Raw genomic sequence first — 26,469 nt, forward strand, 5'->3', positions numbered from 1 at the left:
TAGGATATTGATTGTATGAAGTGGGTGACTTTTGTTTTAACCTTCGCACTTTTGTGCTGTCAGTACAGCCTTTGGTTTGGCAAAGGCAGCGTTGGGCATACGGAAGAATTGCAGGAGCAGCTCGTCCGTCAGGAGGAAAAAAACCAAACGCTCACTTTACGCAACAATTTCCTCAATGCGGAAGTTGAAGACTTGGCACACGGACAAGAGGCTATCGCCGAAATTGCCCGCGTCGAATTGGGCTATGTCCAAGACGGCGAAGTGTATTACCGAATCATCGACCGCCGCTAAACCCTGCAAACAAAGGCCGTCTGAAAACATATTTTTCAGACGGCCTTTTTTATCGCAATCGCTATATAATCACATATCCCAAAATCAAATCACACCCATCATGTATGACGTAAACACCCACGATGTCCGCCGATTCTTTGCCCACGTCTGGCAACACAGGCTCGCACCGCTCCAATTGGACGGCCTGCAACAAAAAGCTTTGCGCATCATCGAAGCCCATCCCGAATACGGACACTATCTCGAAGACATCGAACAATATTTAGATAAAGAATGGTTGCCCGAAGACGGCGAAAGCAACCCATTCCTGCACATGTCGCTACACCTTTCCCTACAAGAGCAAAGTGCCATCGACCAGCCCCCGGGCATCCGTGCCATCCACCAACAACTTTGCGCCCGTTACAACGGCGACTGGGTCAAAGCCGAACACGATATGATGGAAGCCTTGGCAGAAACCATCTGGGAAGCACAACGCTACGGACGAGGCCTTGACGTCAATGCCTACATGACCCGCTTGCGGAAATTGGTCGGCTTAGGCCAAGAAGAAAAAGCCCGCCTCAATCCCCATGAAGTCGGCTTGATGGATACAAAGTAACTTCTTTTCAGACGGCCTCAACCCATAAAAATCCTTACGCTTGCCAAAGCTAACGTTTCCATCTTTCATGCTAAATTACTTTTTTAAAATCCGCATTACAAGGAAAACCAAAATGCTCCGCCCAGCCCTTACCGCCCTACTCCTAGCCACCTCCCTGCCCGTTACAGCAGAAAGCCTCAACTACAACATCGTTGAATTTTCCGAATCTGCCAACATGGAAGTGCCACGGGATACCATGACCGCGCATTTCAGCATCAACGCAGAAGGTAAAGACCGTCAAGCCGTCAACCAAGCCTTCATGAAGAAATTCAACCAGTTCAACAAAATCTCCCAAAACAGCAAATTTAAAGCCGAGCTGATGGAGCGCAACGCATCCCCGCGCTATCAATACACCAACGGCAAACGCACCCAAACCGGCTGGGAAGAACACGCCTACTTCAAAGTAGAAAGCAAAGACTTTGAAGCACTCAACCGCCTGATTGCCGACAGCATCAATATCGCCGTTTTAGAGAACTCCTCATTTTCCGTATCCAAAGAAAAACGCGAAGAAACCGTCGACCAACTAAGCAAGGCCGTCATCCTGCGCTTCAAAGACCGCGCCCAAAACCTCGCCCAAACACTCGGCTTCTCCAGCTACAAAATCGTTAAACTCAACCTGGGTCACATCGGCAACCGTCAAGTCGGCGGCGATTTTGCACGCGCCAAAATGCTGCGGGCAGCCCCCATCGCAGAGATGGCTGCAGGAATAGAAGATGGCGTACCAGCCTCTCCCGGTTCGGAAGAAATCAGCCTGACCGTCAGCGGCTCGGTGCAAATGTAGGATTTTCTTTTAAATCATTTTAAAGGCCGTCTGAAAGTATATTTTTCAGACGGCCTTTTGTATTGCTCAATGATTAGAACGGTTATTTCTATTTTATAGTAAAATGTAAACTATAAAGTTAATTTAAAATCAGATAATTAATTGATTATTATTCACTTTTTAATCTGGATCATGTAAAAATAAAGTATGAAAAGATTAGATTTCAGATTTTATTTTTACACAATATGCTTGCTATGAGATACCAAGTTGACAATGTTTATCCATAAAATCATTGAAAGAAGGAAAAGCTGGTAGGTTATAGTAGAAATTATCACGTTTAACTCTATAAGAGGCATTGCTAAATTTGAATATGCTGTTTTTTTTACACTTATTGATTATAGTAGTTTAATCTGTTTTATTCCACTTCCATCCCTTTTCCAAATATCTTTTAATTTCGATAACTCATCCACCAATCTTGCTACTTTCTATATACTTATCATTATAAAAACATTAAAATGTTTGCTAAAAATATGTAAAATGTAAAAAATTTTATTTTATAAATGAGGGTAATTAAATGTGGTCAGATACTGAATCTAAAGAAGACTATCTCAATTTTGGCGAAGTGTCGCAAATTGTTACTGAAATATTAGAAACTGAAGCTATGCTTCCCGTTTCGATAGGTGTTTTTGGCAACTGGGGGGCAGGCAAGTCCTCTCTATTAAATTTAATTGAGCAACAAATCAAGCCTGATGAGTGGATTGTAATTAAATTCGATGCTTGGCTTTATCAAGGGTTTGATGATGCCAGAGCAGCACTTTTAGAAGTAATTGCCAGCCATTTGATTCAGGCTGCCAAAAATGATAAAACTATTTGGGAAAAATCTAAAAATTTATTTGCAAGAATTGATGGCTTGCGTTTAGCTGGTTTGGTTGCAGAGGGGGCTGCTTTAGCTGCAGGCTTACCTACTTTTGGTTTGGTATCCAAAATATTTGGAACAGCTCAAAATGCTTTGGATGGTATTCAAGATGAAACGGAAAGTAAGCAAGTTGTAGAAACAGTAAAAGAAATTGTTGATTCAGAAAAAAATCTTATCAAATCCAAAGAACAACAAACCCCACCAAAACAAATTGATGAGTTCAGAAAAGAATATGGCGAAATCTTACAGAAGTTAGGCAAAAAGTTGGTTATTGTGATTGATAACCTTGACCGTTGCCTGCCTGCTAATGCTATTCAAACATTAGAAGCCATTCGTTTATTCTTATTCTTAAATCGTACAGCTTTTATTATCGCAGCTGACGAGGAAATGATCCGCCATTCAGTTGCCGAACATTACAAAGATTTGTCGTATCGTCATCAAATTGATTATTTGGACAAGCTCATTCAGATTCCTATTCATGTACCCAAAGCAGGTGTGCTTGAAATTCGTGCATATTTATATATGCTGTACGCCATTCATCAAAAAATACCAACCGCAAAATTAGCAAGCTTACGCCAATTTTTAGAAACTCATTTGCAACAATCTTGGAAAAGTCAATCTTTAAATCCAGAAGATGTGGCCAAAACTATTGAAGAGCAACATAATCAAGCTCTCTTGTCAGATTTTGAACGAGCAAACAGAATAGCTCCCTTATTAGCAAATTCACCTAATGTTTACGGTAATCCCAGAATTGTAAAACGCATTTTAAATACCATTAAGATGCGTACCAAAATCGCAGACAAGCGTCAAATGCCGTTAGATGAAGCAATTATTACCAAGCTGGTTATTTTTGAGCGATGCGTGGATTCTGATGTAGTAACAAAATTTTATCAGCTTGTTAATGAAGGAGAAGGTAAACCTGAATTATTAAAAGAACTGGAAAATAACAATGAGCAGAATCTATCAAAGCTCTCTGAAAATAAATCCATTCAAACATTTATCACAGAATGGGTAAAATTAGAGCCCAAATTATCCAATGTAGATTTGCGGGCTGCGATTTATTTATCTAGAGAAACCATTCTGCTAAATACTTACACTGCTCAACTTTCTCAAAAAGCCCAAGATGTTTTAAGTATTTTACTTGTAACTAAATCAAAAACAGGCTCACAAAATACTCAAAACGCTATTCAGGGATTAACAATTGATGAACAAATCTCCGTTATGGAAGCATTGATTGAACAATTAAGAAAACTGGATAATTGGGATGAAAGCCCAGATGGTTTTATAGGGGCTTGTTTGCTAGCGGCAAATTCAGAAGACGGTGCAAAAATTTTAACTCGCTTTATTGCTGAATTGAGAAATAAAGGTGTTAATCAGCCGTGGTTTAATACAAGATTAAAAAGAGAAACTTGGTATCAGGAGTAAGCAATGGGTACTTCACAATCTAGCGTGGGGCCAAATGGTCGTTCACCTTTGTTACCGGCTTGGGTTGATGACAACCAAGCAACGACTCAAACACCAGACCCACAGAGATTAAGGGGATTGCGTCAAGCAATCGGTAGGGCTGTACGAGGCGGTGGACGTGATGATGTACGTAAAGCACTTGGTCATTATGCACGAAAAGCCAGTGGTGGTAAGCATACAGCCGTCCAAAAGTTGGGGAAAACTACCCAAGCAGGTTCGGATTTATTTGGTATTTTTTCAGGCAGCCAGCAACAACAATATTCGGTTAATTTACATAGTTTAAATGGGCAGCCTTGCGATGAAGCCATCAACCAAATTACCGAACTTTTGGCTGGTCATCACGGTGATTCAGACAAAATTCGTTCTGCAATGAATATTGCTTTATCAGAAGCATTAGAAGGAATGATAACTTTTGATGAAAATAGCATTACCACTGAAGTCATTGGTAGAATGATGGTTTGTTATTTAACCGAAAGTATTTTTCTGCAAATTGCACATGATGCCGGTAAGGCTTGGAAGAAAGGCGATGATCCTGTGCAAATTGCCAAAGCAGAAAATGATTTACGGCAACTCATTCGTGAAGTGGTAGATATTACTCTTGCCCCTAAATTTACGGATAATGTTTGTCAGTTAACAAACAAACAAATGCAAGAAATTCAAAACCAAGCTATTTTGGAAATTTGGGAAGAATGGGAGGATTATTGATGACTCAATTGGTTTTTCATCACGACATCAATCAATTAAATAACTTACCAAATGGAACAATACCTGTTCATTTGTATGGAATGGGCAATAAAAAACTACAAATTGCCCATATCGGTAATATGGTTTTAGATAGTGTGAAAAGATTAGGTATTAAACTCAATAACCAAGTAATGGATTTTCTAACCATTGCCATGGCAGTAACGGCGGCAGATACTTTTGTTTTGCGAAAAGATACTGCAAATGGCTGGTGTCGTTCCTTTTCTATCACTTTACCATTGTGCCAGCCAGATATTTGGCAAGCAAACAAAGTTCATTTAGAACAGATTTTACACTTTTTAAGTGGTGATATTTGGCAATTTGATTTTCAGGCAGGCGGACAATTACCTCCACAGCCCTATAAATTAAGTGGCAGAACCAAATTGGTAGATTTAAGAAATAAAGACTGCGTTTGTTTATTTTCAGGTGGGTTGGATTCAGCAATTGGGGTAATTGATTTATTGGAGCAGGGACATTCACCGGTTTTAGTTAGTCATTCTTATAAAGGTGATAAATCACGTCAGCAAGCCATTATTCAGCAACTTAACCAAAATGGTTATATTAATCAATTTTCCCAATTTAATGCGATTGCACAACCACATTTAAATAATGGAAAAAGCACTGAAATCACAATGCGAACCAGGAGTTTAAATTTTTTGGCTTTTGCAGTTGTATCAGCTTATGCCTTACAGGAAGTTGTGCAAGAAGAAATTGATATTTTCGTGCCCGAAAATGGGGTTATTTCCATCAATACACCTTTAACACCACGCAGAGTGGGTACTTTGAGTACCCGTACCACGCACCCTTATTTTGTCCAAGAATTACAAAAATTGTTCACTGCAGTCAATATCCCTTTTACTTTAAAAAATCCTTATCAATTTAAAACCAAAGGGCAAATGATAGCAGAATGCAGAAATTTACTATTATTACAGCAAATTATCCCTAATACGGTTTCGTGTAGTCATTGGAAGCGCAAAAATCAACAATGTGGGGTTTGTGTTCCATGCTTAATTCGTAGAGCGTCACTGCATTATGCTGGTATTACCAATGATGCCCAATATGAATTTAATGATATTCGGCAAATTTTAATAAATCAGGACAGAAGAGATGATTTATTTGCTTTAATAAGTGCTATTCGTCAAAAAAATCATCGCAATATCAATCAATGGGTTTTACAAAGTGGTCCACTACCCACTCAACAACTAAATCAGTTTGCAAATGTTTTTAGGAGCGGACTGGATGAAGTGGAGCAACTTTTAATAGTGAACCAAATATTATGATGGATATGCATTGCCATTTGGATTTATATACTAATCCACAATACGTTGCAAAACGATGTAAAGATGAAAATATTTATGTTTTATCTGTTACAACCACACCCAAAGCGTGGTATGGAACAAGTTCATTAGCAAAAGATTGTCCTCGTATTCGTACCGCCTTGGGATTGCATCCGCAACTGGCTCACGAACGTTGGCAGGAGTTGGATTTGTTTGATGAATTATTAAACCAAACTCGCTATGTAGGTGAAATTGGGCTGGATGGCGGAAAAGAGTTTAAAACACATTGGGAAACCCAATTAAAGGTTTTTCGCCATATTTTAAGAAGCTCAGCAAAATCTGGGGGAAAAATATTAAGCATACATTCTAGAATGAGTGCAAATGCTGTACTAGATGAATTAATTCAAGTAAATGGTAATTTACCAATCCTTCATTGGTTTTCAGGCACAAAACAACAGCTAAAACGAGCGATTGAAATAGGCTGCTATTTTTCTGTAGGACCTGCAATGTTAAGCAGTAAAAAGGGTTATGAGTTGGTCCAAATCATGCCAATAGAAAAAATATTGGTTGAAACTGATGGACCTTTTGGGAATTTTAAAACACAAGCTTTACTACCCTGGAATGCCAATATTGCCATTGCAATCTTGGCAGATATTTGGGGGATGAATATTTCAGAAGCTGAGAATATATTGAGACAAAATCTGTTTAGCTTAGTTTCTAAACATATATAACCCCCTTATTCCTTATGGATATAGGAAGATTGAGATTTGAAAGGCAGTCATATGACAGTCTGAAAAATAAACGCCTCCTGATTTATTGATTACGCATGAAAACTTAGCGAAAAACCTTTGTAAAAATCCCCTAAATCTCCCCAAGACATTTAGGGGATTTTGGGGGATTTTGCAAAGGTCTCAGGCCGTCTGAAAGTATATTTTTCAGACGGCCTTTTGTATTGTTCAATGATTAGAACGGAATATCGTCGTCGATATCATCAACCGGAGCAGTCGGTTGTGCCGGGGCAGGACGACGGGCTGGGGCTGCTGGGGGTTCTTGAGCTGGGGCAGATTGGTATTGCTGTTGTGGCGCTTGTTGGTAACTGCTTTGGCTTGAATGACCGCCTTGGTTGTAGCCGTTATCGTATGGTGCGCCGCCGCTGTTGTCGTTGCGGCCGCCGAGCATTTTCATTTCGTTGGCTATGATGTCGTAAGCGGTGCGCTCGATGCCGTCTTTGCCTTGGTATTTGCGGCTTTGGATGCGGCCTTCCAGGTACACTTGGCTGCCTTTACGCAGGTATTGACCGGCGATCTCGGCGAGTTTGCGGTACATGGTGATGTTGTGCCATTCGGTACGTTCTACGCGTTGGCCGTTACGGTCGTTCCAAGTTTCACTGGTGGCAACACTGAAATTACAGACGGCCTCGCCGTTGGGCATATAGCGGACTTCCGGGTCGCGGCCGAGGCGGCCGATGAGGATAACTTTATTCAATGACATTTTACACTCCTGTGATAATTTTTTCGGCGGCCTCTTGGTTGAATCCTTTTTGCAAGGCCTTGATATAAATGGTTTGTTTGTCTGCGCTAAAGCTGATGCTTTCAACGCCTTCAATTTCGGTCAATTTTTGGTAGAGTAAATCCGGATTTTGTTGCCATTCGGCGTTAAGCGGATAGCTGAGGTTTTTGACGGGTTTTGGTGCCGGCGAAATGACTGCCAATACCAGCCACAACAACATCAATACGCTGCAAAAGGCAAATACGCCTACAAAACCGTACTTTTGGAACAATAAACCACCGGTTGCACCGCCGACAAACAAGCCGACTGACTGCATGGTGTTATACACGCCCATCGCCGTACCTTTCAAATCGGACGGAGCGATTTTCGACACCATAGACGGCAGGCTGGCTTCCAATACATTGAAACCAATAAAATAAACAATCAGATAAGCGGTAATCAACCATACCGAGTGCATTCCAAACAGCAAACCGATTTGCGCCGCGGCAATGCAGACGATACCAAGAATAAACACTTGTTTGAGTTTGTTGCGCGTTTCGCCGACGATAATCAGCGGCACCATAATAATCAGGCCGGTAATGGTTGACGGCAGATAGACTTGCCAGTGATGGATTTTTTCCAAACCCAACTGCGTCATGGCAAACGGCAATGCAGTAAATAAAGCCATTTGCGCCGCATGCAAGGCAAAAATACCGAAGTCGAGATTGAGCAGTTGGTGGTTTTTCAATACCTCGCCCATACGCGAAGGCTGTGCCTGCGTGTCTTCGTGCATTTTTGACACTTCCGGATCAGGCGTCATCCAAGCAACCACGCCGATACTGATTACAGTCAGAATACCGGTCAGCGCAAACAGGCCGGATACGCCGATAAAGCTGGCAATCATCGGCGCAAGCACCAGGCTGACGGAGAAGGTCAAGCCGATACTCAGGCCGATCATCGCCATCGCACGCGTCCGCACTTCGTTACGGGTCAAGTCCGCCAGCAAAGCCGTTACCGCCGCGCTGACGGCACCCGCACCTTGAATGGCACGCGCGGCAACCAACATCTGCAGGCTGTCGGCAACTGCGGCCAAAAAACTACCTGCCGCAAATACAATCAAGCCGGCATAAATCACTTTTTTACGGCCGAACTTATCAGAAGCCATGCCCAAAGGCAACTGCAGCAAAGCCTGTGTCAGCCCGTAAATACCCATCGCCATACCGACCAGCGCTTTATTGTTTTCTGCGCCGGGCAACGAAGCGGCATACATCGCCAAAACAGGCAACACCAAAAACATCCCCAACATACGCAGTGCGTAAACGCCGGAAAGTGTGGTACTGGCACGCCACTCGTGCGGAAACATTTGAATGCGGTTATCTCTTGCCATAAATAATGTTTCAGACGGCCTTAAGTTTGCGAAAGGCCGTCTGAAAGTGTGAATTAACAGATTTTCTGATTATACAGGATTCAAAGGAATTGCATGGGGTCAAATCGCAAGCCGTTTATCGCAAACCTGCTTCATCGGTATAAAAAGGTTTCAACAGAAACCAAAGTCACGCAAGATCTGCCCTATCCCATTTATCCCGAATCAACCCCACTGCCATCTATTTCGCCACGCGCCTAACACGGCGTTTGGATATTTGTTACTGCCCAAGCTGCCGTTAAACCTTGCCAACGCGCGGACAATATTGCCTTTTTCAATATTGTTGTAATGGCGCAGAATGGTGCAGCCATAGCGCAGATTGGTGCGGATATCGAAAAGGTTGTGCGACGGATTGCCGATATAGTTTTTCCAAAACGGCATTACCTGCATCAAGCCGCGCGCGCCCACGCCGCTGATGGCATATTGGCGAAACGCGCTTTCCACTTCAATCAAGCCCAGAATCACTTGAGTGTTGAGTCCGGCCCGGCTGCTTTCGTATTGGATATTGATCAGCAGGCGGCGGCGCTCGCCTTCATCGGGAATAAAGCGTGCCAATCGGGAAGACATCGCCGCCAACCAACGCTCCCCTTCCCTTGCATCGGTAAACACCAGCCGCGCAGGACTGGCGCTATTGATCGAACTGCGCATCACGGACGCCACATCATCGGCCAGCGTTTCTTCACGTTGCGCCCCCGCCCAAGCGGCCGCAGGCGTCAAAAGCATGGCTCCGCCGACTTGCAATAGGCGGCGGCGCGATAAAAATAAGGAATCTTGGTTTTCCGATTTCATGTGTTTCTCTTTTTAGGCCGTCTGAAAAGTTCAGACGGCCTTTGATATATTTGCTTAAAATCAGCATTATAAAATACATCTATGAGCAGAATCAAAGAGCTGTATTCCTTTTATTGTCAAGTGATACCGCCTCAAGTAACATTTAGGTTTTTCTAATCAAGCGGTATTTTTTATGACCACCACTCCCGCCAACGTTTTAGCCTCCGTCGATTTGGGTTCCAACAGTTTCCGCCTGCAAATTTGTGAAAACAACAACGGTCAGCTGAAAGTCATCGACTCGTTCAAACAAATGGTTCGCTTTGCCGCCGGCTTGGACGAACAAAAAAACCTAAGCGAAGCCTCTCAAGAACAAGCCTTGGAATGTTTGGCAAAATTCGGCGAACGCCTGCGCGGATTCCAACCTGAAAACGTGCGCGTGGTGGCCACCAATACTTTCCGCGTCGCCAAAAACATCGCCCAATTCCTGCCCCGTGCCGAAGCGGCGCTGGGTTTTCCCATCGAAGTCATTGCCGGCCGCGAAGAGGCGCGTCTGATTTACACCGGCGTAGTGCATACCCTGCCGCCCAAAGGCGACAAAATGCTGGTTATCGACATCGGCGGCGGTTCGACCGAATTTGTCATCGGCTCGGATTTGCAACCGCTGACCACAGAAAGCCTGCCTTTGGGCTGCGTAACGTACAGCATGCGCTTCTTCCAAAACAAAGTGACCGCCAAAGATTTCCAAGCCGCCGTTTCCGCCGCGCGTATCGAAATCCAGCGCATCAGCAAACTGATGAAGCGCACCGGTTGGGATTTCGCCATCGGCACGTCCGGTTCGGCAAAATCCATACGCGACGTTTTGGCGGCCGAATTGCCGCAGGAAGCCGACATTACCGCCCAAGGCATGCGTTATCTTGCCGATAGGATTATCGAAGCCGGTTCGGTAAAAAAAGCCAAATTTGAAAACCTCAAACCCGAACGCGTCGAAGTTTTTGCGGGCGGGCTGGCCGTGATGATGGCCGCTTTCGACGAACTCTCACTGACCAAAATGACCGTTACCGAAGCCGCCCTCCGCGACGGCGTGTTCTACGACTTAATCGGCCGCAGCCTCAATGTCGATATGCGCGAGCAGACAACGGCAGAGTTCCAAAAACGCTACCACGTCAGCCTCAACCAAGCCAAACGTGTTGCCGATACCGCGCAAGCCTTCATGAACAGCCTGTGCCACGCCAAAAACGTAACCGTTCAAGAACTTGCCCTGTGGAACCAATACCTCAGCCGCGCAGGCCGTCTGCATGAAATCGGTTTGGATATCGCCCATACCGGTTATCATAAACACTCCGCCTACATTCTCGAAAACGCCGATATGCCGGGCTTCTCACGCAAAGAGCAAACCATTTTGGCGCAACTGGTTATCGGCCATCGCGGCGACCTCAAGAAAATGGCGGATATTATCGGCGACAACGAAATCATGTGGTGTGCCGTATTGTCCCTGCGCCTGGCCGCCCTCTTCTGCCGCTCGCGCCTGCCGCTCGATTTACCGCCGCAAACCCAGCTTCGCGTCGATGAAATCAACCACAGCTTCATCTTGCGCATCAACGCCCAATGGCTGGAGCAACACCCCCTTATCGCCGATGCGCTGGACTACGAAAGCGCGCAATGGCAAAAAATCGATATGCCTTTCTCGGTTCAAGCACAATAAACCGCGCTCCGTTATAATAGGCAGCTGTTCAAAATCCAAACCGCAGGTCGTCTGAAACGACAGCCTGCCATACATCAAGGAAAACCATGAGAAAACCCCAACGCGGCTACGCCCGCCAAGACCGTGTCAAAGAACAAATCATGCGCGAACTGGCCGAACTCGTCCGCACCGGCCTGAAAGATCCGCGCGCAGGCTTCATCACCATCAACGAAGTCGAAGTTACCCGCGATTACAGCCACGCAACCGTGTTCTACACCGTCCTCGACGACAGCACACGCGACATCACCGAAGAAGCTTTGGAACACGCCAAAGGCCATTTGCGCAGCGAATTGGCCAAACGCATCAAACTCTTCAAAACGCCCGAGCTGCACTTCAAATACGACGAATCACTCGAACGCGGCATGAGCATTTCCAGCCTGATCGACCAAGTGGCGGCGGAAAAACCGGTTGAAGACTGATTGATTAAAACACGCAGGCCGTCTGAATACTTTCAGACGGCCTGAACATTAATATTCCCTACTTAATATGACAACCAAACCCACCAAACGCCCGGTCAACGGCGTTCTTCTCCTCGACAAACCTGAAGGCCTTTCCAGCAACACCACCCTGCAAAAAGCGCGGCGTTTGTTCCGTGCCGAAAAAGCCGGACATACCGGCGTACTCGATCCTTTGGCCACAGGACTTTTGCCTGTTTGTTTCGGCGAAGCGACCAAGTTCGCCCAATATCTGATTGATGCCGATAAAGCCTATACAGCCACGCTGAAACTGGGCGAAGCCAGCAGCACAGGCGATGCAGAAGGCGAAATCATTGCCACCGCTCGCGCCGATATTTCATTGTCCGAATTTCAGACGGCCTGCCACGCCTTAACGGGCGATATCCGCCAAGTGCCGCCTATGTTTTCCGCCCTCAAGCATGAAGGCAAACCGCTGTACGAATACGCACGCAAAGGCATCGTTATCGAACGCAAAGCGCGCGACATCACCATTTACTCCATTGATATCACAGAGTTTAATGCACCCAAAGCCGTGATAGACGTACGTTGCAGCAAGGGTACTTACATCCGTACCCTCAGCGAAGACATCGCCAAACACATCGGCACATTCGCCCACCTGACCGCCCTGCGCCGTACCGAAACCGCCGGCTTTACCATTGCCCAAAGCCACACGCTCGAAGCCTTGGCAGAATTGGACGAAGCCGAACGCGATGCCCTGCTGCTGACTTGCGATGTCTTGGTGCAACATTTCCCCAAACTTGAGCTAAACGACTACGCCGTTACCATGCTCAAACACGGCCAACGTCCCCAGTTCACCGAAAACATTTCCACCGATCAGCCCATCCGTGTATACAGCCGAGACGGCACATTTATCGGGCTGGTGGAATATCAAAAAGAAATAGGCCGTCTGAAAGCCTTGCGCCTGATGAATACCGCCGACCAATAACTTCCTGCAAAGAGAGCCGATCATGAAAGTCTATACCGCCGCCCAAATGCGCGAACGCGAACAAGCAGCCGTCGATAAAGGCACGAGCTTCGACCAACTGATGGAAAACGCCGGCAGCTCTGCCGCCCGAGACCTCATGCAGCGTCATCCCCAAGCCGGACGCGCCCTGATTGTTTGCGGCAAAGGCAACAATGGCGGCGACGGCCTAGTCATGGCAAGATATATGCAGGCGCAAGGTTGGTACATCGATATTCTGTTTTCACTCGGAGAAAACCTCTCCCCCTTGGCTCAAACCAATCGAGAACGCCTCAACGGTTCGCCCCATATTGAATTGATAACCGTCCAAGAACTGGAAGGCCGTCTGAAAAACGGTTACGACATCATTATCGAAGGCATATTCGGCACAGGCTTCAGCGGCGCGCTTCCAACCGAAATCGCCGCCCTCTGCCGCCAACTCAATCATTCAGACGGCCTGAAAGTCGCCCTCGATATTCCCACCGGCCTCAACTGCGACACCGCCGAAGCCGATCCCGACACATTCCGCGCAGACCTGACCTACACCTTTGCCGCCTACAAACCGGCGCATTTAAGCGAGTCCGGCAAAACCTATTGCCAAGAAACCGTCTGTTTACCTATTGGCATTGATTGAATACCTATAAAAAATAACAGGGTGCAATTTTGCACCCTGTGACTTTTGCTTACTTCCAAATCTGCGCCAATTTGATCCCCAGCGCCGTCAAACCAAACGAACCGAAAACATGCAGACAGGTTGCCATCAAAGCCATGCCCCAACGTTGCGCCTGCATCAAACCCACCATCTCCACTGAAAAACCTGAAAATGTGGTCAAGCTGCCGAGAAATCCGGTAATCCAAAGCAAACGCCATTGCGGATCGGTTAAGAGTTCTGCCAATACGCCGATCAGCAGCGCGCCCAGCCAGTTTGCCGCCAATGTACCGATAGAAAAAGGCGCCGAAGACACCAGCACCAAGCTAAACAGCCAACGCAATACAGCCCCGACGGCTGCGCCGCAAACAATGGGAAAAATATAAGCAAACATAACACGTTAAAAATTCAATTCAAAAACAGGCCATCCGGTCATGAGGCCGTCTGAAAACCAAGCAAGGATGCCTTTATATCTTATTGCCAAATCTTAGGCGCAGATTTCAAATATCTGCCGTCATCGAAAGTACAAATCCATTGCGGCTTGAGCGCAATAAAAATGGCTGTTGAAATACCGCTCAAAAATGCCTCTGCCCAAGCGATTAAGAAGAAAACAGGAAAAGCGGTTTTCCACAATACTGTCGTATCAAACACATCCGCCCAATCCAACAAACCGACCAAAACCACGCCGGTAAACACCATACCGACCGCCGCGGCCCAAAAACCATTCAGAAAAATAAAGATAAAGATATTGGCAGGCAAACGCGACACCCAATGGCGGAAACCCAAGTTCACCAACAAAGGCGGAAGCAATACGGACAAGACATTGATGGGGAACATATGCCAATCGCCCCAAAGCCACAAATATGGAAAAAACAGCAAAACGCCGACGCAGAATGCAGCAGAAGTGCCCAGCATTAAAGCCGTCAGGTTTAAAGCAAGCAAATGATAGCTCATGCCGGCCAGTTGTCCACTTTCCGGAGAGGCATTCAAACTCCAAGCCAGCGGCAACATCACGGCAGCCAACAAAAATGCGGAACGATGCTGCGATACCGACACCCATGCCTGCTTTGCGCACAAAGCAAAAATTACCAGCAACACAGGCCATGCCGCCATCACGACACCAACGGGAAACCATCCGTTTTGAAAAATCATCTTCTCATCCGCAAAATGTTCAGACGGCCTATTATACGCGCCTCAAGCCACAGCTTTGACAATCCTGTCTGCCTTTGCCGTTAAAGCTTGTTTCGGCTGGTTTTGTTTACCCGAAAAAAGCGTTAGAATAACGGACTTTGCCGTTTAATTAAGGGGATGGACGCATGCTTTGGACAATATTGGCTTTAATTCTGCTGGCCGCCATAGCCGGATTGTTCTGGTGGCGCCAGAAACAAGAGCAAAAGTGGCGCCAAGAATTGGCCCGACTCAGTGGCGATGAAGAAGAAATCAACGAAGAAGACAGCCCGGTCGGTTTTGCCAGCCAACTGGACAGCCTGAAACGTTTGTTCAGCATGAACAAGCGCACCGCCGACAACCATAAAATCGCCCGCATCCGCCTGCTTTCCGCGCTCGAACACAATAAAACGCAACACGCCGAAACAAACGAAGAGCACGCAGCAGAGCCTGTTGCCGAAGAGCCGGAACACATCGCAACGACCGAAGAAGAAATCAAAGTTGCGCCTAAAACCCGCAAATCTGCCAAGCCGGAACGTATTCCTAAAATCACGCCGTTTGCACAAATGGAAACGCCCGAATACAGCCCGTCTTTGGTGCAAAACAGCAATTTTGAAGAAATCACATTAGAAGAAGCCACCCGTTCCCTGCACGAAGCGGCGGTTGAAGAATGGAACGAGCATTTGGCCGAAAAAAATGCGCCGATTTACAAAGACGAAGTCGAAACTCCATTGTTGCGCGCTTCATCCCTGCCGATGACCGGTATGGAAATCATCGACTACAACGATCCTGTTTTGCGCCGCACACGCGAACGTGCCTTGGCGCGCGCCAATAATGTCCGCGTGGCAGAAGCCAATGCGCCGCATATCGAAACCGTTCAGACGGCCTTAAGAACTGCCGAAAAAGAAGCCGTCCTCCCCTATACTTCCATGCAGGCTTTTCCTTCTGAAATCCAAGCGGAAGATATTCACGACAACCTTGCCCGCCGTACCGCCGCACGCCACAAACTGGCCGCGGCCGTCGCCCCTTTGCGCGACTACTCTCCGCGCACCATTGAAAATGACGAAATTCTGGCCAACTTGGGACAAATCAGCCGTCCTGCCAGCCTGCGCCGTCAAGTTCGCCATACCGAAGCGGCCGCCGAAAGATGGGCGCGTAAACAAGCTGCCACGGAAGCTGCTGCACCACAACCTGCCGTACCGGCAACGCCGTCCCGTCCGAAACCGGCTTCGCCCGTTAAAAAATCCCCTTATATCTCCCGACCTGCCGCGCCAAACGCAACCGTAGTCGAGCCGCCTGCCGTACCGGTCGTCCCTATGGCGAAAACCGATATTCCCGAGCCGCCCGTTTTCCAAACCTCGATTGCGCCGATCGATATCCCAGAGCCACCTGCTTTTGAACATAAAATCCAAGTGCCGATTTTTGATGCACAAGTCAATGCGCATGTCAGCAATCAGCCTGAACGCAGTATCCGCGATTATTTAATCAGCGAATCTGCGGAAGAAGAAACAGGATTCGATGGAGAGCCGGAAGCGCCTGTACAAGCGGAAGCAGAAGCTATTCAAGCGGTTGAAACCATTGAACCCGTTGAACCTGTTGAAACAATCGCAAGGCCGTCTGAATATACACAGACAGTCGTTGAAACGCCTGTTCGAAGCGTAGAACCAAGCGTTCAAGAAGATACACCAAGCATAGCTATTCCAACTTCGGCAACACTGACTGATGCGCTTCTACCGACCACTGCCCTGCTCCTGCCGCCGCAGTTTGACCCAAGCGCCTCGCAAACTGAAGAACAGTTGCTGGAAAACAGCATTACTATCGAAGAAAAACTGGCCGAGTTCAAAGTTAAAGTCAAAGTGATGGACTCCTATTCCGGCCCGGTCATTACGCGTTATGAGATTGAGCCTGATGTCGGCGTGCGCGGCAGTGCCGTTTTGAACCTTGAAAAAGACTTGGCGCGCTCGCTTGGCGTGGCTTCCATCCGCGTGGTGGAAACCATCCCAGGCAAAACCTGCATGGGCTTGGAATTGCCCAATCCGAAACGCCAAATGATCCGCCTGAGCGAAATCTTCAATTCGCCTGCGTTTACCGAATCCAAATCCAAACTGACCCTCGCGCTCGGCCAAGACATCACCGGCCAGCCTGTTGTCACAGACTTGGCCAAAGCGCCGCATCTGCTGGTTGCCGGTACGACCGGTTCGGGTAAATCCGTGGGTGTGAATGCCATGATTCTGTCCATGCTCTTCAAAGCAACGCCGGAAGACGTGCGCATGATTATGATTGACCCGAAAATGCTGGAACTGAGCATTTACGAAGGCATTCCGCACCTGCTCGCCCCTGTCGTGACCGATATGAAGCTGGCTGCAAACGCGCTGAACTGGTGCGTCAACGAAATGGAAAAACGCTACCGCCTGATGAGCTTTATGGGCGTGCGCAACCTTGCCGGTTTTAACCAAAAAATTGCCGAAGCCTCCGCGCGTGGCGAAAAAATCGGCAGCCCGTTCAGCCTTACGCCTGAAGACCCTGAGCCATTGGAAAAACTGCCGTTTATCGTGGTCGTCGTAGATGAATTTGCCGACCTGATGATGACCGCCGGTAAGAAAATTGAAGAACTGATTGCCCGCCTCGCCCAAAAAGCCCGCGCAGCCGGCATCCATTTGATTCTTGCCACCCAACGCCCAAGCGTGGATGTCATCACCGGCCTGATTAAAGCCAATATTCCGACACGCATTGCCTTCCAAGTATCCAGCAAAATCGACAGCCGCACGATTCTTGACCAAATGGGCGCGGAAAACCTGCTCGGCCAAGGCGATATGCTGTTCCTGCCACCCGGCACCGGCTATCCGCAACGTGTACACGGCGCGTTCGCCTCCGATAACGAAGTACACCGCGTAGTGGAATATCTGAAACAATTTGGCGCACCCGACTATATCGACGATATTTTGAGCAACGGTTCGACCGAAGACTTTACCGGTACCAGCCGCAGCAACGACAGCGACCTCGACCCCATGTATGACGAAGCCGTTTCCGTTGTCTTGAAATCGCGTAAAGCCAGCATTTCCAATATCCAACGCCAACTGCGCATCGGCTACAACCGCGCCGCCCGCCTGATTGACCAAATGGAAGCCGACGGTATTGTTTCCCCGGTGGAAAACAACGGCAACCGCACCATCTTGGCACAAAGCAGCGACCATCTGGATTAATTTATCCTTGTATAAAATCAAGGCCGTCTGAAAACTTTTCAGACGGCCTTTTTAAATCAGATATGGTTCAGAGATTCCAATCAAATAAACAAGCAAATAAGTAATCTATAAACAACATTTCTTACAAATCTAAATGCTTTTGCATTAACGGCATTTGCTTCATAAAAAACAAGGTTCAATCAACCAAACTCGACCTGCAAAATGCATATTTCTACCCGTTTGTCACCATTTTCAGACGGCCTTTTGTCAAGACCGGAAAAAACAGGTAAATCCGTTTTTCGATTAGAAACAATATTATTATGATTCATGCCTTCGGCAACACCCCAACCTTTACGAGGAAAAACAAATGAAAAAATATTTTGCAGAATTTTTCGGCACTTTCTGGCTGGTATTCGGCGGCTGCGGCAGCGCAGTATTGGCAGCAGCCTACCCTGAACTCGGCATTGGCTTTGCCGGTGTCGCCTTGGCGTTCGGCTTGACCGTACTGACCATGGCTTACGCCGTCGGCCATATTTCAGGCGGCCACTTCAACCCTGCCGTTTCCGTCGGCCTCTTCATCGGCGGCCGTTTCAACGGTAAAGACTTGTTGCCTTACATCGTATCCCAAGTCATCGGTGCGATTGCCGCTGCAGGCGTTCTGTATCTGATTGCTTCCGGTAAAACCGGTTTTGATGCTGTTGCTTCCGGCTTTGCCAGCAACGGTTTCGGCGAACACTCTCCTAACGGTTACGACATGATGGCCGCGTTGCTGATCGAATTTGTCCTGACCGCATTCTTCCTGATCATCATCATGGGTTCTACCGACAAACTGGCTCCGGCCGGCTTTGCCCCTATCGCCATCGGCCTGGGTCTGACCCTGATTCACTTGATCAGCATTCCTGTGACCAATACTTCCGTCAACCCTGCACGCTCTACCGGCGTTGCCTTGTTCCAAGGCGGCTGGGCTGTTGAACAACTATGGTTGTTCTGGTTGGCCCCTATTGCCGGCGCAGCAGTGGGCGCGGCTATTTACCGCTTTGTTTTGGCAAACAACGATAACAAATAATCTGAACGGAATGATATTTCCAGTGCGGCCGACACCTTAAACCGTCCGCACCTAAGTTGCCGAGATACAAACGCACCGCCTGACTCAGACGGTGCGTTTGTTTTTGCCATGTTACAATACTTCCTTTTCCCACATTCTCAAACCATCATGCAAACCTTACCTTTTCAAACCGATATCGCCGCCAGAATGCTGGTCAATACCGAAAACGAAACCATCCATCCCGATGCCGTATTCGTACAAACGCAAAACGGCTACTGGATTGCTTGGCACGACCAACAAGCTGCCCTGCTTGCCCCCGACACACCGCCCGATATTCCCTGCTTTTGGGTAGAAGGCGCAGAAAGCCTGGAAGAGCTGGTAAGCATGGTAGAAAACGGCGAATTTGACGAAGTTGAAGAATTTGACGGCGACGATGATGCTTGGCAAGAAGCACTCGGATGCGGCCATCATCACGAAGGGCACTGCGGATGCAGCCATTGAGATGTGCAAAACGCCTACTTCCGGCACTTGCCCTTTGCCTGACGCTTAACGGCTGCGTTGTAGGCGCGGCTGTCGATTTGGCTGCCACGACCGTCCTGACTGCCGGGAAATTGGTTGTCAAAGGAACGGGGGCAGTGATTGATGCCGCCATTCCTGACGGCAAAAAAGACAAGGACAAAGAAAAAGAAAAGAGCAAAGAAAAGCCAAAATCGGAAGAAATCATCTATCAGGAAGAGTCCTCCGATGAAGTAACGCAATAATCCTTCAGACGGCCTCAGTAAGGTAACCAATCTTACTGAGACCGTCTGAACATCCATCCTTACATATAGCCCTGTTCGCGCAAAGAGCAGGTTTCTTTTGCCGTCACGATAAAATGGTCCAACAGCGTAATATCCACCAAACTTAAAGCCTGTTTCAAACGCTCTGTAAACTGCACATCAGATTCAGACGGCCTTGCCGAACCGCCCGGATGATTGTGTGCCAAAATCAAACTGTCGGCATATTCATCCAATGCCAATTTGACGATTTCACGAATATAAACCGTGTTTTCCGCCACCGTACCGCGCGACAATTCCCGTACCGCAATCAATTGATTTTGGCGGTTAAGCAGCAAAGCAACGCTGACCTCGATTTTTTCATGCCCAAGATGCAGGCGTAGATAATCCGCAACCGATTTTGGGCTTGACAAAACAATCTGCTCCTGCAAATCTTCACCCAAAATCCGCCGTCCGATTTCTTTGACCACGGCAAACTGAGTATAGCTCGCCAAACCCATGCCCTTGCAAGCAGAAAGTGTTTTGGCATCCGCACTCATCATCTTTCCCAAACTGCCGAACTCGCTCAACAAATAACGCGCCAAATCGACCGCGCTCATGCCGCGCGTTCCGACACGCAATAAAATCGCCAGCAACTCCGCATCACTCAACGCCGCCGCGCCGCGCTCCAACAGCTTCTCACGCGGCCGCTCCCCCTCGGGCCATTCTTTAATGCTCATGTTTTCCCTTTTTATTCATATAACGGATTTGGTTTTTATTCAGAACAAAACCATCTTGCCCGCATAAAACGCAATCCGCACGATTTTATTAAAATTAATGCAATTTGCGTATTTTATTCTATCTTGAATTATTTTTTAAGACATTTGAATATAAATTAAACCCTTTTGTGCAGAAAAACAACGTTACCCATTTTCGCTATCCTGTTCCCCTGCCTGCCTTTCCTTTCCTATTTGCTTCAAATCAGCCGCTACAAGCATTTTCATATTGCCCCTATGAGGCTTAGGCTAATATAATATTGAGTTTGCCGAGAGCAAAAGCTGAGGCTTAAACTGCTTTCTATCCACGCTGCCCGTGCGCTTTACAAGAGTTTCAGACGGCCTCCGTCCGACTCCCGCCAGCAATCAAACAGCTTTTTATCACCCATTCGAAAATCCGTTTTGCCGGTACTCGTCTTTCTTTTTGGAGTATTGCCATTATGACCGCAACCACTGCGTCTTCAGCCAAACCTTATTTGCAAATCCAAGGCTTGGTGAAAAAGTTTGGTGACAATTACGCTGTCGATAACATCGACTTGGACATCTATCAACACGAAATCTTTGCCCTTTTGGGCAGCTCAGGCAGTGGCAAATCCACACTGCTGCGTATGTTGGCAGGCATGGAAAGCCCCAATCAGGGCAAAATCATTCTCGACGGTCAAGATATTACCAAGCTTGCCCCTTATGAGCGTCCAATCAACATGATGTTCCAAAGCTATGCCCTGTTCCCGCACATGAGCGTTGAACAAAACATTGCTTTCGGCCTGAAACAAGACAAAATGCCTAAAGGCGAAATCGACGCCCGCGTCGAAGAAATGTTGCGCCTGGTGCAAATGACCAAATACGCCAAACGCAAGCCGCACCAACTTTCCGGCGGCCAGCAACAGCGTATCGCTTTGGCGCGCAGCCTGGCAAAACGTCCGAAAATCCTGCTGCTTGACGAACCTTTGGGCGCACTCGATAAAAAACTGCGCCAACAAACCCAACTGGAATTGGTCAACACGCTGGAACAAGTCGGCGTGACCTGCATCATGGTTACCCACGACCAAGAAGAAGCAATGACGATGGCGACTCGCATTGCCATTATGTCCGACGGCCAATTGCGTCAAGTCGGCACACCTAGCGACGTGTACGACTATCCTAACAGCCGCTTTACCGCCGAATTTATCGGCGAAACCAATATTTTTGACGGCGTTGTTATTGACGACCGCGCCGATTTCTCCATCGTCAAATGTGACGGCTTGGAAAACCACGTCCGCATCGACCACGGCCTGGGCGTTCCGAACGATCATGAAATTTGGATCAGTATTCGTCCTGAAGATATTGATTTGCATAAAGAAAAACCAGAACACTTGGGCGCGCACAACTGGGCCCAAGGCACAGTCAAAGAAATTGCCTACTTGGGCAGCTTCGCGATTTACCACATCAAACTTGCCAACGGCCGTGTCGTCAAGAGCCAAGTTCCCGCACCTTATTGGTATGTGCGTAACATTACGCCGCCGACCTGGGACGAGACTGTCTATATCAGCTGGCCTGAAAACCAACCGACACCTCTGTTCAGTTAATTTGAGGGAAATGCAATGAACCTTAAAAAACTGAAAAACAAACTGTTCCGCCGCCCCGGCCAGCGTGCAGTGATTGCCGTGCCGTATATTTGGCTTTTGATTCTGTTTCTGATTCCGTTCGCCATCGTATTGAAAATCAGCTTTGCCGAACAAGAAATTGCCATTCCGCCATTTACGCCGCTGACAACGATTGATGAAGACTTAGGCCGTCTGAACATTGCCATCAGCTATCAGAACTACGCCGACATTTTCCAAAACTTTTGGAATACGCTCAATCCGTTTGGCGACAGTGAAAACAGCAATATCTATTTGATGACCTACTGGTCTTCGATTAAGACTGCGCTGACGACGACCATCATCTGCCTGTTGATCGGTTATCCGACCGCTTATGCTATTTCACGCGCCAATCCGGCTGCGCGCAACGGCCTGCTGTTGGCAATCATGCTGCCTTTCTGGACCTCTTTCCTGTTGCGTGTTTACGCATGGATGGGCTTATTGGGACACAACGGCATCATCAACAATTTCTTAATTAAATACGGAATCATCAGCGAGCCTTTAGACTTGTTCTACAATGCGTTTTCGCTGAATTTGGTGATGGTTTACGCCTATTTGCCGTTTATGATTTTGCCGCTGTACACACAATTGGTAAAACTGGACAACCGTCTGCTCGAAGCCGCTTCCGACTTGGGTGCAGGTCCGATCAAATCGTTCTTTACCATTACCCTGCCTTTATCCAAAACAGGCATCATCGCAGGCTCTATGCTGGTCTTTGTGCCGGCCGTCGGTGAATTTGTGATTCCTGAATTGGTGGGCGGTTCTGAAAACCTGATGATCGGTAAAGTATTGTGGCAGGCATTCTTCGACCAAAACAACTGGCCGCTGGCTTCTGCCGTCGCCGTCGTCATGGTTGCCCTGTTGGTTGTACCGATTGCCCTGTTCCAACACTATGAAAACCGCGAATTGGAAGAAGGAGGCAAATAATGCAGAAAACCAAATTATCCTGGTTCTTGAAACTGATGCTCCTGCTCTCGCTGGCATTCCTCTATATTCCGCTGGTGGTTTTGGTCATCTATTCTTTCAATGAATCCAAGCTGGTTACCGTTTGGGGCGGTTTCTCAACTAAATGGTACGGCGCATTGATGGAAAACGACACCATCTTGGAAGCGGCCTGGCTGTCATTGCGTATCGCCATCGTTTCCTCACTTGCCGCCGTGGCACTCGGCACATTAGCTGGTTACGCCATGGCGCGCATTAAGCGCTTCCGCGGCAGCACCCTGTTTGCCGGTATGATTTCCGCGCCTATGGTGATGCCTGACGTGATTACCGGTTTGTCCATGCTGCTGTTGATTATTCAGGTGCAAATGTTCCTGCAAGGCAGTGAATTGCTGCAATCGCTCTACTTCGATCGCGGCTTCTTCACCATCTTCCTCGGCCACACTACGCTTTGCATGGCGTACATTACCGTCGTTATCCGCTCGCGCCTGGTGGAATTGGATCAATCCTTGGAAGAAGCCGCTATGGACTTGGGCGCCCGTCCGCTGAAGATTTTCTTCGTGATTACCCTGCCGCTGATTGCCCCTGCGATTGCTTCCGGCTTCCTCTTGGGCATTACCCTATCTTTGGACGACTTGGTGATTACCTCCTTCCTGTCAGGCCCGGGTTCATCGACATTGCCGCAAGTAATTTTCTCCAAAATCAAACTCGGCCTTGACCCTCAGATGAACGTTTTGGCAACCATCCTGATCGGTATCATCGGTACGCTGGTTATTGTCGTTAACTACTGGATGATGCGTCAGGCAACCAAACGGGAACGCGAGGCTGCCGAAGCCTACCGCCAAGAAAAATTGGCAGCCGAGAAAGCCGCCTAATATGCAGACAGGCTGTCCGATAAAGTGTCGGAACAGCCTGTTTTATTAACTGCATCTTATCCTTTCAGACGGCCTAAACCCAAACCCATATTTAAGGCAGTCTGAAAACCAATTTCAATGAAGTTAAAACCAACCTAAAGCTCAAATCATGATTAATCCCAGCTTCAAAGAATACCTTCCTTCCTACTATGTCAGCACGGCCAATCCCCATCCGACTTATCCGACACTTGAAGGCCGTCTGAAAACTGAAACCTGCGTTATCGGCGGCGGCCTGTCCGGCTTATGCACCGCCCTACCGCTTGCCGAAAACGGCCATGAAGTCATCGTACTCGAAGCCGCACGTATCGGTTTCGGCGCATCAGGCCGCAGCGGCGGACAAGTCATCAGCGATTTTGCCTGCGGCATGGAAGAAATCGAGAAACAAGTCGGCTTAGAACAGGCCCAATGGTTCTGGCAGCAATCCCTGCAAGCCGTTGAACTGGTTGACTCGCGCATTCAAAAACACAATATCCAATGCAATTGGCAACGTGGCTATGCGACCGTCGCCGTCCGTCCTCAGCATTGGGAAGAATTGCAACAATGGCACGAACACGCCCAAAAACATTATGGCGCAAGCCATTACCAGCTTTGGGATAAAGCCACGCTGAAGCAACAACTTGCCAGCGATAGGTATCAAGGCGCGCAATTTGATCCTTTATCCGGCCACTTGCACCCGCTCAATTACACCCTAGGCATTGCCAAAGCGGCAGCCGATGCAGGCGCACAACTTTTTGAGCAATCCCCGATGACGCGTATCGAGCCATGCGATAACGGCTGGCTGGTTCATACACCTAATGGCAGTGTTGAGTGCAAAAACCTCGTTTATGCCGTCAATACTTATGCCGGTTTACACCCGAAATTCAAAGTATTGGAACAAAAAGCCATTGCGGTTAGCACCTTTATCATCGCCACCGAGCCTCTGGGCGATCGTGCCAAAGACCTGATCCGCAATAATATGGCCATCTGCGACAACCGCCACGTCCTCGACTACTACCGCCTCAGCGCTGACGGCCGCCTACTCTTCGGCGGCAAAGACAACGAATTTATCGACGATCCAGACCGCATGACCGAACTCGTCCGCCAAGACATGCTGAAAGTTTTCCCGCAACTTGCCGATGTCAGAATCGAGCATTCCTGGGGCGGCGAATGCGACATCACGCGCAACCTCGCCCCACATTTCGGCCGCCTCGCCCCTACCGTTTTCTTTGCACAAGGCTACTCCGGACACGGCATGGCGATTACCGGCATTGCCGGTTTGGCGATTGCCGAAGCCATCATGGGCGATGACGGCCGTCTGAAACCTTTCGAGCAACTGCGCCACAGCAACATCATCACCCAGCCTTTCCTGCGCAAACTCGGCTCTTTCCTCGGCTCAAAATACTATCAATGGAAAGACAGCCACTAAACACAAGCTACAAACATCTTTCAGACGGCGGCAGATTCAAGTAAAATTCAGGCCGTCTGAAAGCTTAGATACGACAAAATTCAATCATTTATCAGCAAGGAAACCATCATGAGCAACCATCACAAACTCATCATCCTCGGCTCCGGTCCTGCCGGCTATACTGCCGCCGTCTATGCCGCCCGTGCCAACCTCAATCCTGTGATCATTACCGGCGTTGAACAAGGCGGACAATTGATGACCACCACCGAAGTGGATAACTGGCCTGCCGATGCCGAAGGCGTACAAGGTCCGGAACTGATGGCCCGTTTCCAAGCTCATGCCGAACGCTTCGGTACTGAAATGATTTTTGACCAAATCCACACCGTTGATTTGCAAAACCGTCCGTTTACCCTCAAAGGCGATATGGGCGAATACACCTGCGATGCGCTCATCGTTGCCACCGGTGCATCCGCCAAATATTTAGGTTTGCCAAGCGAAGAAACCTTTGCAGGCAAAGGCGTTTCCGCCTGCGCAACTTGCGATGGTTTCTTCTACAAAAAACAAGATGTTGCAGTAGTAGGCGGTGGCAATACCGCTGTAGAAGAAGCCCTCTACCTTGCCAATATCGCCAACACCGTTACCCTGATTCACCGCCGCGACAGCTTCCGCGCCGAAAAAATCATGGTGGACAAACTGATGCAACGCGTTGAAGAAGGTAAAATCATCCTCAAGCTCAACAGCTCGGTTGATGAAATCTTGGGCGACGAAAGCGGCGTTACCGGTGCACGCCTGAAACACAATGACGGCAGCACTGAAGAAATCGCTGTAAAAGGCGTTTTTATCGCCATCGGCCACAAACCCAACACCGATATCTTCAAAGGCCAACTCGATATGGATGAAACCGGCTATCTGAAAACCAAAGGTGGTACCGGTGACAATGTCGGCGCCACCAATATCGAAGGCGTATGGGCGGCAGGCGACGTCAAAGACCACACCTACCGTCAAGCCATCACCAGTGCGGCTTCCGGCTGTCAGGCCGCACTTGATGCCGAACGTTGGCTCGACCGCCACAGCGTATAAACCTCTAAGCTACATTCTATTCTTTGAAACATCATCAACAGGC

At 48.0% G+C, this 26,469-nt stretch carries 26 protein-coding genes; 20 read left to right on the forward strand and 6 right to left on the reverse strand.

Annotated features, from left to right (window positions below):
* The first annotated feature begins 15 nt into the window (after window positions 1-15).
* The 7 genes from ftsB (at window position 16) to qatD (ending at window position 6,811) form a co-directional block, all read left to right on the forward strand.
* Complete coding sequence (gene ftsB / locus HMPREF2551_RS07695; protein ID WP_003679613.1) at window positions 16-291, forward strand: cell division protein FtsB; 276 nt, start codon at window positions 16-18, stop codon at window positions 289-291.
* A 100-nt stretch (window positions 292-391) separates the two neighbouring features.
* The gene (locus tag HMPREF2551_RS07700; protein WP_063068729.1) at window positions 392-883 is read left to right on the forward strand and encodes a DUF1841 family protein; all 492 of its coding nucleotides are present in this window, start codon (window positions 392-394) and stop codon (window positions 881-883) included.
* A 112-nt stretch (window positions 884-995) separates the two neighbouring features.
* Window positions 996-1,703, forward strand: a complete 708-nt coding sequence (locus tag HMPREF2551_RS07705; protein WP_070838249.1) for an SIMPL domain-containing protein — start codon at window positions 996-998, stop codon at window positions 1,701-1,703.
* A 553-nt stretch (window positions 1,704-2,256) separates the two neighbouring features.
* Window positions 2,257-4,023, forward strand: coding sequence for a KAP family P-loop NTPase fold protein (locus tag HMPREF2551_RS07710; protein WP_070838251.1), 1,767 nt, complete (start codon window positions 2,257-2,259; stop codon window positions 4,021-4,023).
* A 3-nt stretch (window positions 4,024-4,026) separates the two neighbouring features.
* Window positions 4,027-4,767, forward strand: a complete 741-nt coding sequence (locus HMPREF2551_RS07715; RefSeq protein ID WP_070838253.1) for a hypothetical protein — start codon at window positions 4,027-4,029, stop codon at window positions 4,765-4,767.
* A complete protein-coding gene (gene qatC, locus HMPREF2551_RS07720) occupies window positions 4,767-6,083 on the forward strand; it encodes a Qat anti-phage system QueC-like protein QatC (RefSeq protein WP_070838255.1) in 1,317 nt (438 codons plus the stop codon). Before HMPREF2551_RS07715 ends, qatC begins: the two co-directional genes overlap by 1 nt.
* A complete protein-coding gene (qatD, locus tag HMPREF2551_RS07725) occupies window positions 6,080-6,811 on the forward strand; it encodes a Qat anti-phage system TatD family nuclease QatD (protein ID WP_070838257.1) in 732 nt (243 codons plus the stop codon). Before qatC ends, qatD begins: the two co-directional genes overlap by 4 nt.
* 232 nt (window positions 6,812-7,043) lie before the next feature.
* Here the strand turns inward: qatD and HMPREF2551_RS07730 are convergent, their stop codons facing one another.
* The 3 genes from HMPREF2551_RS07730 to HMPREF2551_RS07740 all read right to left on the reverse strand — a co-directional run bounded on the left by HMPREF2551_RS07730 (window position 7,044) and on the right by HMPREF2551_RS07740 (window position 9,780).
* Window positions 7,044-7,571, reverse strand: coding sequence for a single-stranded DNA-binding protein (locus HMPREF2551_RS07730; RefSeq protein ID WP_070838259.1), 528 nt, complete (start codon window positions 7,569-7,571; stop codon window positions 7,044-7,046).
* A gap of 1 nt (window position 7,572) precedes the next feature.
* Window positions 7,573-8,955: an MFS transporter gene (locus HMPREF2551_RS07735; RefSeq protein ID WP_070838260.1), complete on the reverse strand. Its 1,383-nt coding sequence runs from the start codon at window positions 8,953-8,955 to the stop codon at window positions 7,573-7,575.
* Between the two features lie 201 nt (window positions 8,956-9,156).
* On the reverse strand, window positions 9,157-9,780 hold the full coding sequence (locus tag HMPREF2551_RS07740) for a lytic transglycosylase domain-containing protein (RefSeq protein ID WP_003746174.1): 624 nt from the start codon (window positions 9,778-9,780) through the stop codon (window positions 9,157-9,159).
* Window positions 9,781-9,952: 172 nt separating this feature from the next.
* Between HMPREF2551_RS07740 and ppx the strand changes: the two genes are divergently transcribed.
* From ppx to HMPREF2551_RS07760, 4 genes are all read left to right on the forward strand, one after another.
* The gene (gene ppx, locus HMPREF2551_RS07745; protein WP_070838262.1) at window positions 9,953-11,461 is read left to right on the forward strand and encodes an exopolyphosphatase; all 1,509 of its coding nucleotides are present in this window, start codon (window positions 9,953-9,955) and stop codon (window positions 11,459-11,461) included.
* 86 nt (window positions 11,462-11,547) lie between these two features.
* Window positions 11,548-11,919 carry a 30S ribosome-binding factor RbfA gene (gene rbfA, locus HMPREF2551_RS07750; protein ID WP_003685554.1) on the forward strand — a complete coding sequence of 124 codons (372 nt, stop codon included), beginning with the start codon at window positions 11,548-11,550 and terminating at the stop codon, window positions 11,917-11,919.
* Window positions 11,920-11,986: 67 nt separating this feature from the next.
* Entirely contained in the window at window positions 11,987-12,901 is a 915-nt protein-coding gene (gene truB, locus HMPREF2551_RS07755; protein ID WP_070838264.1) for a tRNA pseudouridine(55) synthase TruB, read from the forward strand.
* Between the two features lie 22 nt (window positions 12,902-12,923).
* Window positions 12,924-13,550 (forward strand): NAD(P)H-hydrate epimerase, encoded by a 627-nt coding sequence (locus tag HMPREF2551_RS07760; protein WP_070838266.1) that lies wholly within the window; start codon window positions 12,924-12,926, stop codon window positions 13,548-13,550.
* A 49-nt stretch (window positions 13,551-13,599) separates the two neighbouring features.
* Here HMPREF2551_RS07760 and HMPREF2551_RS07765 read toward each other — a convergent pair whose 3' ends face one another.
* Together HMPREF2551_RS07765 and HMPREF2551_RS07770 are read right to left on the reverse strand one after the other, a co-directional pair.
* Window positions 13,600-13,959: a CrcB family protein gene (locus HMPREF2551_RS07765; RefSeq protein ID WP_070838268.1), complete on the reverse strand. Its 360-nt coding sequence runs from the start codon at window positions 13,957-13,959 to the stop codon at window positions 13,600-13,602.
* Between the two features lie 80 nt (window positions 13,960-14,039).
* Entirely contained in the window at window positions 14,040-14,717 is a 678-nt protein-coding gene (locus HMPREF2551_RS07770; protein ID WP_070838270.1) for an energy-coupling factor ABC transporter permease, read from the reverse strand.
* A 164-nt stretch (window positions 14,718-14,881) separates the two neighbouring features.
* Here HMPREF2551_RS07770 and HMPREF2551_RS07775 point away from each other — a divergent pair, with 164 nt between their 5' ends.
* The 4 genes from HMPREF2551_RS07775 to HMPREF2551_RS07790 all read left to right on the forward strand — a co-directional run bounded on the left by HMPREF2551_RS07775 (window position 14,882) and on the right by HMPREF2551_RS07790 (window position 19,720).
* Window positions 14,882-17,935 (forward strand): DNA translocase FtsK, encoded by a 3,054-nt coding sequence (locus tag HMPREF2551_RS07775; RefSeq protein WP_070838272.1) that lies wholly within the window; start codon window positions 14,882-14,884, stop codon window positions 17,933-17,935.
* A gap of 346 nt (window positions 17,936-18,281) precedes the next feature.
* On the forward strand, window positions 18,282-18,980 hold the full coding sequence (gene aqpZ, locus HMPREF2551_RS07780; RefSeq protein WP_070838274.1) for an aquaporin Z: 699 nt from the start codon (window positions 18,282-18,284) through the stop codon (window positions 18,978-18,980).
* Window positions 18,981-19,127: 147 nt separating this feature from the next.
* Window positions 19,128-19,460, forward strand: a complete 333-nt coding sequence (locus HMPREF2551_RS07785; RefSeq protein WP_004520787.1) for a hypothetical protein — start codon at window positions 19,128-19,130, stop codon at window positions 19,458-19,460.
* Window positions 19,448-19,720 (forward strand): NF038104 family lipoprotein, encoded by a 273-nt coding sequence (locus HMPREF2551_RS07790; protein ID WP_070838276.1) that lies wholly within the window; start codon window positions 19,448-19,450, stop codon window positions 19,718-19,720. Before HMPREF2551_RS07785 ends, HMPREF2551_RS07790 begins: the two co-directional genes overlap by 13 nt.
* A 59-nt stretch (window positions 19,721-19,779) precedes the next feature.
* On the opposite strand, the gene radC is transcribed toward HMPREF2551_RS07790, so the two are convergent.
* Window positions 19,780-20,454: a RadC family protein gene (radC, locus tag HMPREF2551_RS07795; protein WP_070838278.1), complete on the reverse strand. Its 675-nt coding sequence runs from the start codon at window positions 20,452-20,454 to the stop codon at window positions 19,780-19,782.
* A 476-nt stretch (window positions 20,455-20,930) separates the two neighbouring features.
* Here radC and potA point away from each other — a divergent pair, with 476 nt between their 5' ends.
* The 5 genes from potA (at window position 20,931) to trxB (ending at window position 26,426) form a co-directional block, all read left to right on the forward strand.
* Window positions 20,931-22,055, forward strand: a complete 1,125-nt coding sequence (gene potA / locus HMPREF2551_RS07800) for an ABC transporter ATP-binding protein (protein ID WP_003746147.1) — start codon at window positions 20,931-20,933, stop codon at window positions 22,053-22,055.
* 15 nt (window positions 22,056-22,070) lie between these two features.
* Window positions 22,071-23,036, forward strand: a complete 966-nt coding sequence (locus HMPREF2551_RS07805) for an ABC transporter permease subunit (RefSeq protein ID WP_003746146.1) — start codon at window positions 22,071-22,073, stop codon at window positions 23,034-23,036.
* A complete protein-coding gene (locus HMPREF2551_RS07810) occupies window positions 23,036-23,923 on the forward strand; it encodes an ABC transporter permease subunit (protein WP_003679574.1) in 888 nt (295 codons plus the stop codon). The genes HMPREF2551_RS07805 and HMPREF2551_RS07810 overlap by 1 nt, the downstream gene beginning before the upstream one ends.
* Before the next feature lie 148 nt (window positions 23,924-24,071).
* The gene (locus HMPREF2551_RS07815) at window positions 24,072-25,367 is read left to right on the forward strand and encodes an NAD(P)/FAD-dependent oxidoreductase (RefSeq protein WP_070838280.1); all 1,296 of its coding nucleotides are present in this window, start codon (window positions 24,072-24,074) and stop codon (window positions 25,365-25,367) included.
* A gap of 108 nt (window positions 25,368-25,475) precedes the next feature.
* Window positions 25,476-26,426, forward strand: coding sequence for a thioredoxin-disulfide reductase (trxB, locus tag HMPREF2551_RS07820; RefSeq protein ID WP_003746139.1), 951 nt, complete (start codon window positions 25,476-25,478; stop codon window positions 26,424-26,426).
* Window positions 26,427-26,469: the final 43 nt, after the last annotated feature.

It is taken from the genome of Neisseria sp. HMSC066H01, from assembly GCF_001837375.1.
In the GTDB taxonomy this organism is placed as follows: Bacteria; Pseudomonadota; Gammaproteobacteria; order Burkholderiales; family Neisseriaceae; genus Neisseria.